Source organism: Pseudoalteromonas sp. KJ63-1, assembly GCF_055808145.1.
This window is the reverse complement of sequence record NZ_CM147855.1, coordinates 2,780,511-2,799,123: the sequence shown is the minus strand read 5'-3', so window position 1 is coordinate 2,799,123 and position 18,613 is coordinate 2,780,511. Positions and strand designations below refer to the sequence as shown.

At 39.7% G+C, this 18,613-nt stretch carries 15 protein-coding genes and 1 pseudogene; 10 read left to right on the top strand and 6 right to left on the bottom strand.

The annotated features are described in order from the left end of the window. Positions 1-19 precede the first annotated feature (19 nt). From AC0L7Q_RS13400 to djlA, 3 genes are read left to right on the top strand one after another with little or no spacing between them, the layout of a single operon-like run. Positions 20-1,021 (top strand): aminoglycoside phosphotransferase family protein, encoded by a 1,002-nt coding sequence (locus tag AC0L7Q_RS13400; RefSeq protein ID WP_413400798.1) that lies wholly within the window; start codon positions 20-22, stop codon positions 1,019-1,021. After that, positions 1,018-1,674, top strand: a complete 657-nt coding sequence (gene murU, locus AC0L7Q_RS13395) for an N-acetylmuramate alpha-1-phosphate uridylyltransferase MurU (RefSeq protein WP_409423924.1) — start codon at positions 1,018-1,020, stop codon at positions 1,672-1,674. Before AC0L7Q_RS13400 ends, murU begins: the two co-directional genes overlap by 4 nt. Positions 1,675-1,707: 33 nt before the next feature. Next, positions 1,708-2,565 (top strand): co-chaperone DjlA, encoded by an 858-nt coding sequence (djlA, locus tag AC0L7Q_RS13390; RefSeq protein ID WP_413400797.1) that lies wholly within the window; start codon positions 1,708-1,710, stop codon positions 2,563-2,565. Here the strand turns inward: djlA and AC0L7Q_RS13385 are convergent. The 3 genes from AC0L7Q_RS13385 to rapA form a co-directional block, all read right to left on the bottom strand. After that, positions 2,548-3,444, bottom strand: coding sequence for a DUF3530 family protein (locus AC0L7Q_RS13385; RefSeq protein ID WP_413400796.1), 897 nt, complete (start codon positions 3,442-3,444; stop codon positions 2,548-2,550). The two genes, djlA and AC0L7Q_RS13385, sit on opposite strands and share 18 nt — an antisense overlap. 73 nt (positions 3,445-3,517) lie before the next feature. After that, positions 3,518-4,171 (bottom strand): bifunctional tRNA pseudouridine(32) synthase/23S rRNA pseudouridine(746) synthase RluA, encoded by a 654-nt coding sequence (rluA, locus tag AC0L7Q_RS13380; protein WP_075169847.1) that lies wholly within the window; start codon positions 4,169-4,171, stop codon positions 3,518-3,520. Between the two features lie 154 nt (positions 4,172-4,325). Beyond that, positions 4,326-7,220 carry an RNA polymerase-associated protein RapA gene (gene rapA / locus AC0L7Q_RS13375; RefSeq protein WP_076920059.1) on the bottom strand — a complete coding sequence of 965 codons (2,895 nt, stop codon included), beginning with the start codon at positions 7,218-7,220 and terminating at the stop codon, positions 4,326-4,328. A 298-nt stretch (positions 7,221-7,518) separates the two neighbouring features. On the opposite strand from rapA, the gene AC0L7Q_RS13370 reads away from it, so the two are divergent. From AC0L7Q_RS13370 to AC0L7Q_RS13360, 3 genes are all read left to right on the top strand, one after another. After that, the gene (locus AC0L7Q_RS13370; RefSeq protein WP_010391619.1) at positions 7,519-8,910 is read left to right on the top strand and encodes a PhoH family protein; all 1,392 of its coding nucleotides are present in this window, start codon (positions 7,519-7,521) and stop codon (positions 8,908-8,910) included. A gap of 66 nt (positions 8,911-8,976) precedes the next feature. After that, positions 8,977-12,747, top strand: coding sequence for a PAS domain-containing hybrid sensor histidine kinase/response regulator (locus AC0L7Q_RS13365; RefSeq protein WP_413400795.1), 3,771 nt, complete (start codon positions 8,977-8,979; stop codon positions 12,745-12,747). Next, positions 12,737-13,636 carry a diguanylate cyclase gene (locus AC0L7Q_RS13360; protein ID WP_413400794.1) on the top strand — a complete coding sequence of 300 codons (900 nt, stop codon included), beginning with the start codon at positions 12,737-12,739 and terminating at the stop codon, positions 13,634-13,636. The genes AC0L7Q_RS13365 and AC0L7Q_RS13360 overlap by 11 nt, the downstream gene beginning before the upstream one ends. A gap of 13 nt (positions 13,637-13,649) precedes the next feature. Here AC0L7Q_RS13360 and AC0L7Q_RS13355 read toward each other — a convergent pair whose 3' ends face one another. Both AC0L7Q_RS13355 and AC0L7Q_RS13350 read right to left on the bottom strand, forming a co-directional pair. Beyond that, the gene (locus AC0L7Q_RS13355; RefSeq protein WP_131691685.1) at positions 13,650-14,030 is read right to left on the bottom strand and encodes a DUF3192 domain-containing protein; all 381 of its coding nucleotides are present in this window, start codon (positions 14,028-14,030) and stop codon (positions 13,650-13,652) included. A gap of 174 nt (positions 14,031-14,204) precedes the next feature. After that, entirely contained in the window at positions 14,205-15,149 is a 945-nt protein-coding gene (locus AC0L7Q_RS13350) for a D-2-hydroxyacid dehydrogenase (RefSeq protein WP_413400793.1), read from the bottom strand. Positions 15,150-15,589: 440 nt separating this feature from the next. On the opposite strand from AC0L7Q_RS13350, the gene AC0L7Q_RS13345 reads away from it, so the two are divergent. Further along, positions 15,590-16,723 carry a 1-acyl-sn-glycerol-3-phosphate acyltransferase gene (locus AC0L7Q_RS13345; protein ID WP_413400792.1) on the top strand — a complete coding sequence of 378 codons (1,134 nt, stop codon included), beginning with the start codon at positions 15,590-15,592 and terminating at the stop codon, positions 16,721-16,723. Positions 16,724-16,820: 97 nt separating this feature from the next. Further along, positions 16,821-17,065 (top strand): annotated as a pseudogene (locus AC0L7Q_RS13340) (DUF1289 domain-containing protein). Here the strand turns inward: AC0L7Q_RS13340 and AC0L7Q_RS13335 are convergent. Beyond that, positions 17,062-17,760 (bottom strand): hypothetical protein, encoded by a 699-nt coding sequence (locus AC0L7Q_RS13335; RefSeq protein ID WP_413400790.1) that lies wholly within the window; start codon positions 17,758-17,760, stop codon positions 17,062-17,064. The pseudogene AC0L7Q_RS13340 and the gene AC0L7Q_RS13335 overlap by 4 nt on opposite strands. A 222-nt stretch (positions 17,761-17,982) precedes the next feature. On the opposite strand from AC0L7Q_RS13335, the gene AC0L7Q_RS13330 reads away from it, so the two are divergent. Together AC0L7Q_RS13330 and AC0L7Q_RS13325 are read left to right on the top strand one after the other, a co-directional pair. Beyond that, complete coding sequence (locus AC0L7Q_RS13330) at positions 17,983-18,186, top strand: DUF3283 family protein (protein ID WP_008113353.1); 204 nt, start codon at positions 17,983-17,985, stop codon at positions 18,184-18,186. Positions 18,187-18,198: 12 nt separating this feature from the next. Further along, positions 18,199-18,606 carry a GNAT family N-acetyltransferase gene (locus AC0L7Q_RS13325; protein WP_138609142.1) on the top strand — a complete coding sequence of 136 codons (408 nt, stop codon included), beginning with the start codon at positions 18,199-18,201 and terminating at the stop codon, positions 18,604-18,606. Positions 18,607-18,613 lie beyond the last annotated feature (7 nt).

Genomic DNA, 18,613 nt, shown 5'->3' with positions numbered 1-18,613 from the left:
AAAATAGATAGCTTATAAAATGACACGTTTTGAGAGTTTACAACAGTTTATTAATACTCACTTTAGTGAGCAATCCTGCGCGCTTAATGCAATAACCGCTGATGCCAGTTTTCGCCGTTATTATAGGTTAAGCGCTGAAAATAAAAGCTTTATTGTGATGGATTCAGATCCAAAAAAAGTTAACAACGTCCCTTATATTGCATTAAATAAGGTGTTTTCTGAGCAGGGTTTTTTATTGCCAACCATTATTCATAGTGATGAGCAGCAAGGTTTTTTTATTTTAAGTGATTTAGGAAACATCCATTTAGCTGACTTGCTTGATGATGCCAATCGCAGCGAGTATTACCAGCAGCTGATCAGTTTAAGTGCCAAGTGGGCTAAAACGCCAAAAGCTCCGTCAATGAATCCGTATGACCATGACTTTATTGCACTTGAGTTGGATATTTTTAAAAATTGGTTGGTTAATGATTTTATTAGTGCAGAGCTCAGCGATGAGCAACAAAATATTTGGCAAACAAGTACTGCGCTGCTAATCAATACACTGCTTGAACAACCCACAGTGACTATGCACCGTGATTACCACAGCCGTAATATTATGCGCTGCGAGCAGCAATGGGCGATTATCGATTATCAAGACGCGGTACAAGGCCCATTATGTTATGACTTGGTCTCGCTTTTAAGAGATTGTTATTTTAAATTGCCTAACGACGAGCTGACTTATTTACTTGAGTTTGGTTATGACGAATTTAAGCGCCAAGGTTTAATAACTAACGAGTCATTTACACAATTTAAGTATTGGTTTGATTTAACCGGCTTACAGCGCCATTTAAAAGCTGCCGGTATTTTTTGTCGTTTGTATTTACGTGATGACAAAAAAGGTTATTTAACCAATATATTACCAACACTAGCGTATATTGTTGAAGTGGCGGCAGAGTATTCAGAGCTTAGTGACTTGTCTGATTGGGTAAAAAATTACGTAGTACCAAAAGTACAGCAGCGGTTAAAAGAGGAACAACTATGAAGGCCATGATCTTAGCTGCAGGACGCGGTAAACGTATGATGCCGCTCACCGCACAGTTGCCAAAACCTATGTTATGTGTGGCAGGTAAACCGCTTATTGAGCATCATATTATGCGCTTAAAAACAGCTGGTATTACGCAGATTGTGATTAACCTCGCCTGGCAAGGAGACAAAATAAAAACCTACTTTGCAGATGGCAGTGCATGGGGTGTAAGTATTACCTATAGCCAGGAAGTAACTGGCGGGCTTGAAACTGCAGGCGGTATTATTCAAGCACTTCCTTTATTAGGTGAGTCATTTATTGTTATTAATGGTGATGTTTACAGCGACTACGATATTAGTGCATTAATGCAGCTGCATTTACAGCCAAAAGAAGCGCACATTGTATTGGTTGAAAATCCTGCGCATAACCCAGAAGGCGATTTTACCCTAAGCCACTTACCTAATAGTGAACAGCGCTATACTTTTTCTGGAATTGGCCGTTATCAGGCTGATTTCTTTGAAGGGCTGACCCCAGGTATTCTCCCGTTAGGGCCTTTACTGCGTGAAAAATTAAATGAACATTTAGTCTCCACTGAACTCTATATTGGCCAATGGGACGATATAGGCACACCAGAGCGTTTATCGGCTCTTAACCAACAATTAGCGCCATAAGCTAAATATAAAACATTAGAGGTAAGTTTTAAAATGTGGGGAAAAATTCTCGGTTTCTGTTTTGGTTTTATGTTTGGCAAAATATTTGGCGCCATTTTGGGCTTATACCTAGGTCATATGTTTGATAAAAGTCTAAAGAAAGACTTTGATAAAGCTGGCGGCTTCTCTAACCTTTTTAAAGGCGATGATGTTAACGAGCGCCAAGCACTGTTTTTTTCTAGCTGCTTTGCAGTAATGGGGCATATCGCCAAGTCAAATGGACGAATAAGCGAAACCCATATTAAAGCTGCGACGCTATTTATGGATGAAATGGGCTTAAAAGGCGAAGAGCGCCGTGAAGCGCAGCAGGCGTTTCAATCGGGTAAAGACAGCGACTTTTCACTCAAAGACACGGTTTATGACTTCAAAGAACGTTTTGCTAAACGTTACGATTTACTGCAGTTATTTTTAGAAATTCAAATTCAAATGGCATTTTCTGATGGCGTGCTTGCCGCGCAAGAAAAGCAGTTACTGCAAGAAGTAAGCAAGCAGTTGGGGGTATCTAAAGCACACTTTGCCTTTGTACTAAAACGTTATCAAGCAGAGTTTAATTTTAGGCAGCAACAACAGCGCTTTAAACAGCAGCAAAGTCAAAGTAGTAGTTACCGAGAAGGCTCAGGGCATCATGTACCGCCAAGTAATGATATGAACCGCTCGCAGGCATTGGCCTTATTAGGGCTAAATAAAGACGCCTCGCAACGTGATATTAAACTAGCGTACCGTAAGCTTATGGCTCAGCACCATCCTGATAAACTGGTATCGCAAGGTTTACCTAAGCACATGATGGAAGTAGCAGTTAAAAAAAGCCAAGATATTCAAGCCGCTTACGAGTATTTAAAAAAGGCGGCGTAAAAAACCGTCTATTTCTTTGCTCAAGCGTGCATGTTGCTGTGGCGCGTCGCGCAATCCAAATAGCTGGCGCTGGCGGTAATCAAACTTTGCATTACGGTTAACCCAACGCTGACGGTTTTTAAGGTTCATTAAAATATCGTTATGATCGCCTGAAAAATAAATATCTAATAACGCCGGTGTCACTAAAGAGGTGGTTTGGCTCAAACGCGCATTACGCTGTGAATTTGGTAAGAAGCTACTTAAACTAATAAATGCATTGATCTGTAAATCTGAAAAATCAGCATAGTGCTCCATTAATACTCCCGCACTGGTTCCTTGAGCAATAACCACAATATCACTCGAGGCTTCACTTGCTTGCTGATAAAGCGCCTCATAGCGAGCAATTAAATTTGTTTTGTAGTTATCTAATACCTCAATATTGACCTGCTCAATATAATCAACATGATGAGGCGGCTCAGTTGGCGTGCTGTTATCTGCTGCAGTCGGTTGATTATTTGCCTCGCTGCTCTGCTCAGCAGCTTGCCAATTAATATCGGGCACCGTCATAGCGTAAGTGCTATAGCCATGGTTATTTAATTCTTTGCGTAAAAAGTTCATGCCAGAATTGTTCGTAGGGCTCGATTGCCAGTCGGGTATTAGAACCACCACACCTCTAAAATCAGCGCTCATGTATTCACGATGTAAGGTTAAAAATGGGGTGTCGCCAAGCTCAATGGTTTTAATTTCATCCCCAGGTGCTAAGCGTTTAATATCATTTTCAATAATAGTTGAATGGGCTGTAGGAGCTATATGTTCCACTGCATATATTTGCCAATGCATTAATATGCAAACAGCTGAAAATGCACAGAGTGACATTTTTATAAATTGCGCAACAACCATAATGGACCCAAACAATAAAGATTATTTAGGTATCGGCGCGAGGCTATAAAAGTTTAGCTATTAGCGTGTTTATTTAAAACTCGGGGTCAGCTTCAAACGTGAGTACTTGCTCTGTAACAGGATGCTTTAGTTGCAGCATTTGTGCATGCAGCTGTAATCGAGGTGCCGCAGCAAGTGCGTCTTTGTGAGCATATAGGCGATCGCCTAAAATAGGGTGGCCTAAGCTTAACATATGCACGCGCAATTGGTGGGAGCGCCCAGTAATAGGAGTCAGCTCTACACGGGTTGCCTGTGCTTCGCGCTCAAGCACTTTAAAATGAGTAAGCGAGGGCTTGCCATTGTCGTGATCAACCATTTGCTTAGGACGGTTCGGCCAATCACAAATAAGCGGTAAGTCAACTGAGCCGGTTTCACTTTCAAGTTGCCCATAAACTCGCGCAATGTAACGCTTTGCCGTTTCACGCTCTTGAAATTGCATACTTAAATGGCGGTGAGCGGCTTTGTTCATTGCCAAGCAAAGTATTCCTGAGGTAGCCATATCTAAACGGTGAACAATTTTAGCCGTAGGAAAAACACGGTTGACGCGATTAATTAAGCTATCGGCATGTTTTGGGTCTTTACCTGGTACGGTAAGTAACTCGCTAGGCTTATTTACAATAAGTAAATCATCGTCTTGAAACAGTATAGTTAAATACGGGCTCATAGGGGGATTGTAATTAACTAACACGGCAGACCTCAGTGATTTTGAAGTGCGCTATTTTAGTGGAGCGAGCGCAAAGGCTCAAGTAAAAAGCGCGATATAAATATCGCGCTTTTTTCGATGCAAACGTTAGTTGATCTTTAACTAACGACTGACAGCTTATAGCTAACAGCTAGATTCCTTAGTGCGAAACCACAATTAAACGAATGGCATCGAGTTTTAACTGCGCTTTTTCAATATGTGCGGTTAGCTCATTGCGTTGTTTATCGTAAAAAGTAATTTCTTCTTGGCGAATATTTGGGTTTATTTGTTTGAGTGCCTCTAAACGCTGCTGCTCTTCACTCAACGATGTTTGCATTTTAGCTAATGATTCTGCACGAATAACATCCAGCTTTTGTTGCGCCATGTCTTTTGCTGTGTTGATCATCGGATGAACCGCACTTTGTAATGCACCGGCTAATTTACTTGCTGTTTGACGGCCTACCGCAGATAACTGTTGATTAAAGCCATCAAAGCCAACGTTTTCGCCTAAGTTATTACTGCTCTTATCGAGTAAAATACGAATAGGCGTAGGCGGTAAAAAACGGCCCACTTGCAGTACTTTTGGTGCCATTGCTTCGGCAACAAAGATTAGCTCAACAAAGAATGTTCCTGGTGGTAACTTTTTGTTTTTAAGTAACGCCACTGACGCACTACCAAAGTCATCATCGCAAATCATGTCCATAGTGCCTTGCACCATAGGATGATCCCAACTAATAAAGTGAACATCTTCTTGTGAAAGAGCGGTATCACGGTCAAAGGTCACCGTCATGCCATCTTCTTTTAAAGCAGGGAATGACGCGTTAAGCATATGCTCAGTGGGTTTTAAAATAATGGTGTTTTCGCCTTTATCTTCTTGGCTTACGCCAAAGGTGTCGAACACATTGATCATGTAACTTGGTAGCTCAAACTGATTATCGAGTTTTTCAATGTCAGCTACAAGTGAATCAGCAGCGCCTTGCCCTGATGAATGCAGTTCTAGTAGGCGATCTCGGCCACTTTCCATTTGCTTACGTAATACTGCATTCTTTTGTGCTACTTGCTCAAGCAATGGGTCTAGCTCATCTTCGTCACAATTATGAGCTGCAATATATTCAAGTAAGTCTTCGCTAAACTCTTTATATAATAACTGCCCTGTGGTTGAAGTGCTTTCAAATGCATCTAGGCCTTCGTTGTACCAACGTAATAACACTTCCTGAGCCGTATTTTCAAAGTAAGGCACATGAATGTTTACATCTTGTGTTTGTCCTATGCGGTCTAAGCGACCAATACGTTGCTCAAGTAAATCTGGGTTGAGTGGTAAATCAAACAACACTAAATGATGTGAGAATTGGAAGTTACGACCTTCTGAACCAATTTCAGAACACAATAATATTTGAGCATTATCGTATTCATCGGCAAAGAATGCCGCGGCGCGGTCACGTTCAATAATCGACATACCTTCATGAAACACAGAGGCTTTAATTGCTTCGCGTTCACGTAATATTTGCTCAAGGCTGATTGCTGTTTCGGCTTTAGCACAAATGAGTAATACTTTTTCACGTTTGAGTGTTTTTAGCGTTTCAATTAGCCAATCTACACGAGGGTCAAATAAGCCCCAGCTGGCGCTTTCACCTTCAAACTCTTGAAATATTTTTTCAGGAAAAAGTGCACGTTGCGCACTGAGTTCAGCATTTTGAATGCCGCTCATATTACCTAATACGGTCATTGCCGTTTTGTATTGCTTAGGTAAAGCCATAGGGTAGGCGTGTAATTTACGACTTGGGTAACCATCAATACCACTGCGGCTATTTCTAAATAAGATGCGCCCAGTACCGTGACGGTCTAAAAGCATATTTAAAATTTCTTTACGTGCTTCAAGGTCACCTTGCTGTGCTGTTTCAAGAATGTCGGTGATATCCGTTTCTTTTAATAGCTCAATCAAGGTCGCTTTAGCGTTGTCATCTAATGCTTGCTCTTGCAGTAATTGGTTAGCAGCTTCGGCCACGTCTTTGTAGTTTGCTTCTTCTTCTTTAAACACGTCGTAGTCGTAAAAGCGATCTGGGTCGAGCAGTTGTAAGCGTGCAAAATGGCTACGATGACCAAGTTGGTCTGGCGTTGCTGTTAATAAGATTAGCCCCGGAATGTCTTGGCTCAGCTCAGCCATACGCTGGTATTCGGCACTAGGTTTATTGTTGTTAATGCTTAAATGATGGGCTTCATCAATAACTAATAAATCCCAGTCCGCCAACGTAGCTTGCTCAAACCAACGTTTTTTCTTAGTTAAAAACTCAAGGCTGGTAAGCACCAGTTGCTCGGTATCAAATACGTTTGGTGAATCAGCAAACGCTTCGTCGCAGCGCTCTTCATCAAAAATAGAAAAACGTAAATTAAAACGGCGTAGCATTTCTACTAACCATTGGTGCTGTAAGTTCTCAGGTACTACAATAAGCACACGGCTGGCGCGACCAGTAATAATCTGTTGATGTAAAATCATGCCAGCTTCGATGGTTTTACCCAAACCTACTTCATCAGACAGTAATACACGCGGCGCAAAACGTTTACCTACTTCTTGGGCAATATAAAGCTGATGCGGAATAAGGTTGGCACGTTGGCCAATTAAACCTTTAATAGGTGACTGTTGGCGTTCAAATTGGTGTAACCAAGTTTGGTAGCGCAAAGTGTATCGGTCAAAGCGGTCTACTTGGCCTGCAAATAAACGGTCTTGTGGTTTATTAAATTTAATAAAATGGTCTAAAAAGGTTTCTTTTAATTGTACTTTTTCACCGTTATCAATACGTTCACCGTGGTAGCACAGTAATTCGCCTTGTACTTCAATTGACTCAACTTGTAATTCCCACTCCTCAACGCTTCGGATCACATCACCAGGATTAAATGCTACGCGGGTTACCGGAGCTTCTGCAGAAGAATAAACACGGTTTTCACCACTGGCAGGAAATAAAATGCTGACCTGGCGGCCATCAATGGCAACAACGGTGCCCAATCCTAAATCTGACTCTGTATCACTGATCCAACGCTGACCTAAGGAAAAATTCATGTATGTCTCGTCTATGAAGAAAAAGGCGGCTATGTTACCTGTTAGATAACACCACTGCAAGGCGCTATTTGCTTGACTTTTAATTAATTTTATAAGTGTGAATTATTCCTATCTATAAGCACTGATTAGTGTGCCGATTTTGTAGGAAATTCAAACTAAATGATATTTGTCATAAAACAGACTTTTATGACAAATAGACTAAACTCAAATTATACCTAAGTAATTAATCAAGTTTATTAGTCACACTGATTAGTTTATTGGGTATAGCATAAAAATCATAAAACGTAAGGAAAGTGCTATGGAAAAAGCTTCGAACCTTGATAGTAAAATGTATGTGCTAGATACCAATGTATTGCTTCATGAACCCCTCGCGTATTTGTCATTTCAAGAGCACCAAGTGGTTATTCCAATGACGGTATTGGAAGAGCTTGATCACATTAAAGATAGAAAACACGATGTAAGTCGCGATGCCCGAGTGGCTATTCGAGGACTTGATGGGGTGCTTAGTCAGGCCTCTCCCGAGCAAATGTTACAAGGGGTTGCGCTACCAAGTAATAAACAAGGCGGATTAACGGGAAGCTTACTGATTGTAAACGACCATTTATTTGCCGATTCTATTTCTGGCTTACCGGGCAATGAAAACGACCACCGCATTATTAATTGCGCGGTGCACTTACAAAATCAGCACAGTGATAAAAAAGTCATACTGGTTACTAAAGATATCAACATGCGCTTAAAAGCCAAAGGGGCGGGGCTTAAATATGTTGAAGATTACCGTACCGATCAGCTTATTGACGATATCGCCTTACTTACCAGCGGCTATAAAAAAATTACTGGTGATTTTTGGCAGCATGTTGGCGAGTGTAACACTGAGCAACACGGGCGTGAAACAGTCCATCATATTCCTAAAGATTTAATCCCAGATGTGTTTTGTAATGAGTATTTACTTGATGATGGCGATCAGTTTGCCGCTAGAGTCAAATCTTACGATGGTGAGCATATTACCATTAAAGATATTGGAGCAGAGCGACTAATGCATCAAAGTGCTTGGGGAATAAAGCCAAAAAATATTTACCAAGCAATGGCACTAGATGCACTGCTCGATACCTCTATTGAACTTGTTATTTTAACCGGCCCTGCGGGATGTGGTAAAACCTTACTGGCGCTTGCATGTGCACTTGAGATGGTGATTGAAAAAGGTGTTTACGATAAAGTGATTGTAACCCGAAACACCCCTGAAATTGCCGAATCGATTGGCTTTTTACCTGGCACCGAGGAAGAGAAAATGGCACCTTGGCTGGCTGCAATAACTGATACCTTAGAGGTGCTGCATAAAGGAGATGAAAACCCTGTTTCAAGCCGTAATTATATTATGGAAAAAGCCAATGTTCAGTTTAAATCGGTGAACTTTATGCGTGGGCGAAGCATTCAAAATGCGGTGGTGATTTTAGATGAAAGCCAAAACTTAACGGCTTCTCAGCTCAAAACCATAATTACCCGCTGTGGTGAAGGAACTAAACTTATTTGTACCGGAAATTTAGCACAAATAGATAGTAACTATTTAACCGCGGTTACCTCAGGGCTTACCTATATTGTGGAGCGATTTAAGCACTTTGAAGGCGGTGCTACTGTTAATCTTAATGGTGTAGTTAGAAGTCGATTAGCGTCGTTTGCCGAGGAGAATTTATAACTTGCGCTTAATATCTTGGCTCGATAGTCTACAGTTTGATTTTTGAGCCAATAATTGGGCGAGTCGTTGAATTTTTTACCGTTAAAACATTATCACCGCTCTGTTTTTGTGGCGTTAGCACTGCCTTTATTAGTGGCCTCTTTTTTGTGTTTGCATTTTTATAATATAAAAATGGAACGCGCAATAACAAAAAAGACCACTGATTTTAATACATTATCGGCGCAGCTTGATCATGATATGCAAGCAATGAGTGATTTGCTTGATGAAATGTTTGTTATGTATAACAAGCAAACTTTTCTTGTAGAAAATCATAGTCTCACAGCAAACATTAACCAAGATGAGCATTACTACTATCGTCAATTTGACCATTTAAACGGTGAAATTGTAGGTAAAGGTCAGTTTAGTTCTTCTGAGTCGGCACTGTTACAGTGGCAGCAGGTAATATCGCTTGCACCCTCTTTTAATACCACCTTAGCGCTGCTTTCATCTGTGCATTCTGTTGCGTATGTTGATGAACGTGGGTTTGCATACTTAACTCGGCGCGAAAATACTCAAAATAATATATTTACCCCGCTATTGAATGGCGACTTTAAACCCTTACCGTCAGCAGCCAAATTGGCTTCGAGTGCAGTCATTAATCTAGGTAATAAAGCATATTTTGCGATTGGCCGTCAGCGTGAGCGAAATTCTTCTGATTATATTATTTTAATTTATGACTTGCAGGCCATCTCTGGCTGGTTAAACAAAATCACCTCTAAGCAAGGTGAGTATGTTTTTATTAATCAAGCAAATCAAATTATTGCCAGTTCACAGCAGTCAATTAACCAAGCAATAAATTTTTCGACATACTGGCCTCAAATTAATACGCGCTCATCAAAGCGTACAACTCTGTCTGAACCGCTTTTTTTAATTCAACCCTCAGATCAAACCCCGATTCATTTAGGATTTCTTGCTGATGAGCAAACACTGACCAGCAGCCTTGTGCAAGAAGTCGTGTTGGAGTTTATTTCATTAGCGTTATTTTTATGCTTGATGTTTTATGTCTTTTTTTGGTTAAGCAAGCGTATATTTATAAGGCCGATGACAGAGCTAATGCGTTACTTAGAACATCATAACGATGACAACTCGGGATATTTAAATTACAAAATACCATTAAATTGGCAACCTTGGTTTGCTAGAGTGAAAGCTATTTTTGCGAAAAATGAACGTTTAGTTATTTCATTGCAAAATGCTAATAAAAAGTTAGATGAGCAGGTGCAGCTCAAATCTGAAAAATTAAAACATAGCGACCAAGCAAAAGAGCGGCATTTAGCCCTGCTAAATACAGTACTTAACAGCGTGCCTGACTTTATATATTTTAAAAATACAGACGGCACCTTTTTAGGTTGTAATAAAGCATTTGAGCAGTTTATAGGTAAGAGCCAAAGCGAACTTATTGGTCAACAGGTGCACAGTGTTAGTCACAACTACGAGCAAATTAAACTGCTGGAACAGCAAGCATTACAGCATAAAATGCAAATTCAGCAGCGTATAGAGGTTGCTAAGCAAACTTATCAGTTAACGATTGCTCCGTTTTATGATGAACAGCGCCAATTGCTAGGCACTATGGGAATTGGTCGCGATATTACTGCGCAGCAACATACTCTATATGCATTAAAAGAGTCGGAATCTAAATTTAGAAGTGCCATTGAATTTGCTGCCAATGGGGTGTTTTTACTTTCACTTGAGTACGCTATTTTACAGGTTAATAAAGCTGCGCGAAAACTGTTTACCAAACATCATCAATTAACAGATACCCCGTTTGATACACTATTTAGTGACTCGCAGTGGCAAGAACTCGAAGCCTTACTGCAGCAACTACTGCACAACAAAAAACAGGTGTTTCATTTAACTTTTGCGCACACTCAATTAAATGCTTGGTTGCAGTTGAGTATGTCATTAATTTGGAATGAGAATGCTCAGCCGCTATATTATGTTATTCATATTCAAGATGTTACTGAGCTGACTAAAGCCAAAGATGATGCAGAGCGAGCCACTTTGGCTAAAAGTCGCTTTATTGCTAATTTAAGCCACGAAATACGTACTCCCCTTAATGCCATACTGGGGCTATTAGATATGTTAGCAGAGCATGGATTAACGCAGCGACAATTGCAACAGACCAGCCAAGCGACGTATGCAGCCAATAATTTATTACAAATGCTAAATAGTATGCTTGATTTTGCGCGTGTTGAAAGTAATGAAGCAACGCTGCAATTAGCGCCATTATGCCTAGTTGATTTGATTGATACCTGCGAAAGCTTAATTTTGCCTTTATGCCAAGCTAAACAGATACAGCTACAAATTGATATCGATCCACATATTTCCCCCTTTTTAGTTGGCGACACCATTCGTTTGCAACAAGTGTTGGGTAACTTATTAACCAATGCCGTTAAATTTACTCCTACAGGCAACGTGACATTAAAAATGCAGTTACAGCCAAGTAGCCGTGATGAGTTACAGCGTATCTGTTTTGGAGTTATAGATACTGGTGAGGGAATTGCTCTAGCCGATCAGCGCCGTTTATTTGATGCCTTCACCCAAGGCGATGAATCATCCACTCGTCAACATCAAGGGGTGGGTTTAGGACTGGCGATTGTAAAACACAGTGTGGCATTAATGGGCGGGGAGATTTCACTGAATAGCGATAAAGGACAAGGTTGCCACTTTTACTTCACGCTCGATTTAGCGACCGATACCAACAAAGTTACTCGTGATGAAAATAAGTTGTTAGTTATTACTAGCGCTAAAAATACGTTACTTAATCAAGTAATTAAAGCGCATCCTGTTATTAATAACCAAACGCTTAATAGGGCAATCGCTGAACCAGAATGTTTGCTGCAAGCGCACACAATAATCATTGATGCGTGTGAGCTGTCGGCCTTTTTAACACCAAAAATAAAAACAACACTGCGCACAGCTACTATTTCAGTTGTTGTAATTGCGAATAATCAAGACGAACAGCCACCAATAAATGACTCTTTTATTACCCAGTTCCTACCCTCAAGCGCACTTGCACAGCGATTACTTATTTTAAGCTCGCAAAAAATAACGAAGGTAATTGAAAATAAAGCGCAAAAACCGCGTGATAAAGTCGCAGGGATATTAGTATTAGCGATAGACGATAATCCATTGAACCTCGATATTATTAGCAGTATTTTGAGTCAAGCCGGAGTAAATATTGTTACGACCAATGACCCGCAAAAAGGGATTGAATTGGTGAGTGTATTACGGCCCGACTTAGTCTTAATGGATATTCAAATGCCCAATATTGATGGCTATCAAGCGACTGAGGTAATACGCCAACAGTTTGACGCTCAGCAATTACCTATTTTTGCATTAACTGCGCATAGTGAACCAGCCGATATTGAGCGTTCACTCAATGGTGGGATGAATAAACATTTAACTAAGCCTGTGGTTGCGCCAGTTTTATTTACAGCAATGGCTAGTCTTGGTATCACAGCGCCTCGCTTTTTTGATAAAGCCTTTGCTTTGTCTCAGTTTGACGATGATCAGTCTGTACTGCACAGTATGTTGGACAAGTTAGCGACATTAAGTGAGTCATATTCAGCTGAGCTTCAAAACAACAACCCTAGTATTGAAATGGTACGCTTAGTGCATAGTTTAAAAGGGATAGCAGGAAATTTAGGTTTTAACCGATTATTATTGTGTGCTCAACACACTGAGCAGGTATTAAAAGCGGGCGGCGAGCACGCCGCAGCTGCAATTAAAGAATTAATAATACAGTTAGAGCAAGTGCAAATTTATATAAAAAGTTTAGATGTAAGCAATGATAAATAAAGCAAAAATATTAATTGTAGATGACGATGCGCTTAACCGAATCATTTTAGAAAAAACCCTAAGTGACGAGCATGAGGTTTACTTAGTGGCTAGTGGTGAAGAGGCGTTGGTATTTGTTAAGCACACACAAGTAGACTTAATTATTTTAGACATTATGATGCCAGGCATGAATGGTTACGACGTGCTGGTGGAGCTTAAAGAAAGCAGCCTAAGCCATACAATCCCCATTATTTTTATCTCAGCGAATAGCTCTCATGAAGACGAAGCAAAAGGCTTAGAGTTAGGCGCAATGGATTACATTGTTAAGCCATTTTGTGCCTCTATTGTTAAAGTGCGTGTGCGTAATCAATTACTCATTAAGCAAAAAAACGATTTATTAGAAATGCTTGCGTCTATTGATGGTTTAACAGAAATACCTAACAGACGTTATTTAGATGAAAACTTAGAACGAGAGTGGCGAAGAAGTAAGCGTAATAATTCCTCCATGTGTGTACTGCTTATCGATATTGATCACTTTAAGCGCTATAACGACTACTACGGTCATCGTGCTGGCGATGAGTGTTTAAAAGCAGTGGCGCAAACATTAGTGGCGCAATGTGAACGTGGCAGTGATTTTGTTGCCCGTTATGGTGGTGAAGAGTTTGTTGCAGTATTACCAGAAACCAATCAGCAAGGCGCTATTGCGTTTGCTAATAAATTACGCAAAGCTATTAATGACTTGAATATAGAACACAACGCCTCGTTAAATGCTTCGCACATTACTATTAGTATTGGAATTGCCTCAAGTGAGAGCAGTCAAGCATACACCGAGAAAGCGTTGTTAGAAGAGGCTGACTCAGGTTTATATAATGCTAAAAAGTCAGGGCGCAATCAAATTAGCGCCCAATAGTATTTTCGAGTGCTTAATTTGTTAGCATCAATAACGCTGAACTACCAATACCCACTAATTTATCATTTTTGAAAACGAGCGGTGTACATTCATCTTTGGTCATTTTCCCATCTGAATGAATGCTGTGCGTTGCGTAGAACAAGACTTGGTAAACATCATCCTGTTTTTTTAACAATTCAGTGAAGTTAGGTGTTTTTAGTTGGTTTAATACCGACTGATACGAGCTATCCATTGCCAAGCCCGAAATGATTTCACGATTATTTTTATGTGTTGCTTGCCAACCTGAAGAGCTATTACCTGCCCAATGACCCTCTGCTTCGCCATCTGATACAGCGATTACACAACCCGTTAAAAAAGGAGCGGTAAGTGCAGCGATTAAAAGTGTTTTTTTCATTTTTTATTACCCTAGATGATTAATTAAAAACAATATAGCAAAGACTAGGCCAGTTTTTAAAGTCTTAAAAATCAATAGCTTGTTTTTATTGTGTTTGGTGGGGTGGTGGCTTTTTTAAAATATAAATCTAAAAAGCCACTTTTTAGTAATTTTGACTAAGTTACTTTTATGGCATTAAACCAAGCGGTTACGCGACTCGTGTTGGCTAAATGCTGCAATATTTAAACTCACTTCTTTTACTAAACGCACGATAGATTCAGTGCTCGCCCACGCTATATGCGGGGTAAGTAGTAAGTTATCACCGGTATAATTAGCCAGAGGATTTGTCAGCTCAGCGGGCTCTTTGGTAAGTACATCAACGCCCGCACCGGCAATAATATTGGCTTTTAATGTTTCTACTAAGTCAGCTTCATTGATAATCCCACCGCGTGCGGTATTAATAATTAGCGCAGTTGGTTTCATCATTTTTAATTCATTAAGCGTAATTAAGTCGCGCGTTTCATCATTAAGTGGGCAGTGAACGCTAATAATATCCGCTGTTTTTATTGCTGTTTCAAACGGGGTGCGTCCGTTGCGACACGCTGCGCCTTTACGCTCTGCAATAATCACATTGGCGCCAAACGCTTCAGCCACTTTAGATACTGCATTACCCAAAGTGCCACCACCAATAATGGCTAATGTTTTGCCCTGGATGTCATTAAAGTTGTAATCCAGTCGACAAAACATCTCACTTTTTTGCCACGCGCCTTGCTGACAATCTGCTTGATAGCGGTGAGTATTACCTAATAAGTTAGTGATCAACGAAAAGGTATGCTGAACAACAGAAGGGGTCGAATAACCGGCAACATTAGTAACTGCTATGCCTAAGTCTTTCGCGGCATTTAAATCAACATTATTGGTACCCGTTGCACTAACACAAATGAGCTTTAATGATTTTAATTGCATCATAGTGTCACGATTAATCACCACTTTGTTGGTGATTAAAACTTCTGCATTTTGGCTATGCGCTAATACTTGCTCAGGGCGAGTTAGTTGATGCACTGTGAGCTCTCCAAGTGCTGAAATACCATCCAGTGAGGTGTTTGCCAGTGTTGCGTTATCAAGAATTGTTATATTCACGGTGTGTCCTAATATATGTATGTGTTAGAGAGGGAGTAACCTCTGTACGCAGATAAAAAGATCATTATTTAATTGAATGTTATAGATTTATTTAGACTTAGCTTATTGTGTTCACATTAACAGGAGTAAAGTCATATTTAAATGTGGTCTGCCCACTGAGGGTTAACTTGCATGTTATTATGATCAACTGCCTTGCTAAGTTAACTTGAACAAAGTGCTATTAGTAAGGTCTATCCATTTGAATTAATAATTAATAGCTATAGTTTATACACATGAGCGGTTAATCTGGCAATGATGCTCAGTACTAAACTATAACGCTATGAAAACTCAGTAAATCGAACTTTAGTATTGCTAGTTTCGTATTTTTGCTTGAGTTATAATCAAAATCAGACATAACGGGGCGTTTTCGCGCGCCGTTTTTAACTTTGTAGATGCAGTAAATGATAGAACTAGAAGATAAGTACGCAGATATAAGACCTTACAATGACGATGAAGTTGCCGCCTCATTAACGCGATTAATTAACGATAATGCGTTTCTTGATGTGATAGCAAAGTATAATTTGCCACGCTTTATATCCGCAGTTGGGTTTTTAGCACGCGCTATAATAAAGCATCAGTTGCGTAAAAAATGGGGCAAAGTTAAAACAGTTGAAGATGTACAAAATGAAGTTGCACATTACTTAAATAAATTAGTAAACCGCACCACATCAAACGTTACTTTTTCCGGCTTAGAGGCGTTAGACCCTAATCAAGCCTATCTTTTTGTTTCAAACCACAGAGACATTGTACTCGATCCTGCATTGGTTAATTGGGGCCTTTTTCAGCATAAAATGAAAACCGTGAGAATTGCGATTGGTGATAACTTACTGCAAATCCCATACATTACTGAGCTTATGCGTTTAAATAAAAGTTTTATTGTAAAACGCTCAGCTAAAGCGCCAAAGGAGATGTTAAAAGCGCTGACTCAGTTATCGGCTTATATTTATGACTCACTCAGCAGTGGGCATTCTATTTGGATTGCTCAAAAAGAAGGCCGTGCCAAAGACGGTGTAGATCAAACCGATCCCGCACTATTAAAAATGCTGCAACTAAATGGACGTAAACAAAAGAAAGAATTCGGCGAATACATTAAAGAACTAAAAGTGGTGCCGGTTGCAATATCTTACCAATATGAACCCTGTGCAATAGCTAAGGCAAAAGAGCTGTATCATAAACAGCATCATGGTAAATATGTGAAATCGGCGGGTGAAGATATTGCCAGCATTGTTGAAGGTTTTAGTTCAGCCAAAGGGCATGTGCACTTATCGTTTGGCCAGCCTATTCAGTCAGATTGCGATAGTGCCGATGAATTGGCAAAAACCATTGATAAGCAAATAATTGACTCGTTTTATTTGCACCCAGGCAATTATATTGCGGGTGGTTGTACTGAAGCGGTTATAAATAAAGATGATGCAGCACAATTTGCAGAGCGTTTAGCAAAAGTGCCAGAAGAATTAAGATCTTTGGTACTAGCGATGTACGCCAAACCGTATCATAGAAAAACACAAGTAGATGAACAAAGCTGTGAACATTAATTAACAGCTAAGATAAAAGCAGCAATTAATTGGCTGCTTTTTTTTGCACAAAAATAGCGCTATACTCAAGCTATGCTTTTTTAGAATGGAGGGGTTGATGCAACAAATTGAAATATTTGATATTCCTAGCCCTTGTAAAGGTATTTGCTTGGTTAATAACCGTGGCTACTGCAAAGGATGTTATCGCAGTCGTGATGAACGATTTTCGTGGAATTCGTTAACCAATGCCCAAAAAAGAAAGTATTGAGCCTATGCCAACAACGCTATAAACGTTATTTACAGCAAAAAAAGAAAGCTGAGCAAACCGCTTCGCCATCACAGCAGCAAGGCTTTGATTTTTAAAATTGTAGTTTGTACTTTGACCTGAGTTTAGCCACCGTGCCATTGTTGTGTAATTTCTTAAGTGTAGTCTCAAGCTGCAAAGCAATACTCGCATGGCTATTATGTAAATAATGATAAAGCGGGTAGGTAGCAACCACTTGTTTTTCATAGCAACCTAAAGCAGGAGGAATAGTTTTATTGGCCATCGCAAAATCAATCAATAATGCAGCTTCTACTTTTTGCTGGATCAGTAAATTTAGTTGAGTGGTATTATTTTTTACTTCAATAACCTCGCCTTGAAAATCAATACTGTCTAAATATCGCTGTTGCACAGGGTAGCTGGCTAAAATAGCAACGCTATCCATTGTTTTAGTAGAGCTGGGTTCACAGTGCTTATAAAGCTCAAGACTAAATTTAAATAACGGGTAATTAACTCGAATTAAGTTTTTGTAAGCACTTTCAATACTAATATCACGAGCAAGCTGCCCATCTAACATGCCATTATTTGCCGCGAATAATGCATTCTGGCGATTAAAATCGATAATATTTAATTTAAAGCCTATATCTGCATACGCTAATTGTAATAGCTCAATAGTATAATTTGCTTGCTGGGTGTTCTGCGGGCGATTAAATGTATAGCTGTAACTATGGCCAAATGACGGATTGCTAAAAACTAAACCTATTAATACAAGTAGTCCTTTAGAGTATTTAAACACGTCAGTATTTCCAGTCTATTAGAGGCAAATGAGTAGGTGGGTATAATAACAAATTGGCTGTGTTTTGCCCAGTTTCTAGTCATAATCTAGCAGAGTCTATCTTTAACAATTATTGATCCCCTTAGATTATTTACGGCAGATTCTTTTTATTCGCTACAGAGTTAGTTTATTATAAGTTTAAACGTATAATCTAAGTTTTATCGGGCCAGTGAAAGGGGTAATATGAGTTATAACCTGTGTGATTTACCACGAGAGCAAAAGTATCAAATTCAGTTAGACTACGAAGCTTCATTTTGGGCATATCAAATTAAGCGTGGCAAGAAAACGCGTGAACAAGTTTACGACACCCTGCATAGTCGTCCTGTTGCGGAGCAAGGTTTTTTAAAGCAAAAGTTTGAGCAATATTTGGCACTTATGCTAAGTTAGAGTTTACTTGCTATGGTTGTTATAAAACAATTAGAACCAGTTAAAACGCCCTTAATAAATAAGTTTTATACCTTACATAAAGTTCGCGGTCGCGCAAATAAACAAGACCAACTGTGGGTCGCTTACGATAACCACACGATGATTGCGGCGTGCCGGTTACAACATAAACCGACTTTTTTATTTTTATCGACTGTTTTTGTGGCCCCTGAATACCGCTCAACTGGTGTTGCAACAAAGCTGTTAAGCACGCTTTTAAATCAGCAAACCGACGTTGTTTACACATTCGCTTACCAACATATTACTGATTTTTATCAGGCACTTGGTTTTAACCAGGTGTTAACATATACTCCTGAGTTATTAACGCTATTTGATGCATACAAGCACCGCAATATTATTGCATTGAAATATCAGCAACCCTAAATCAGCA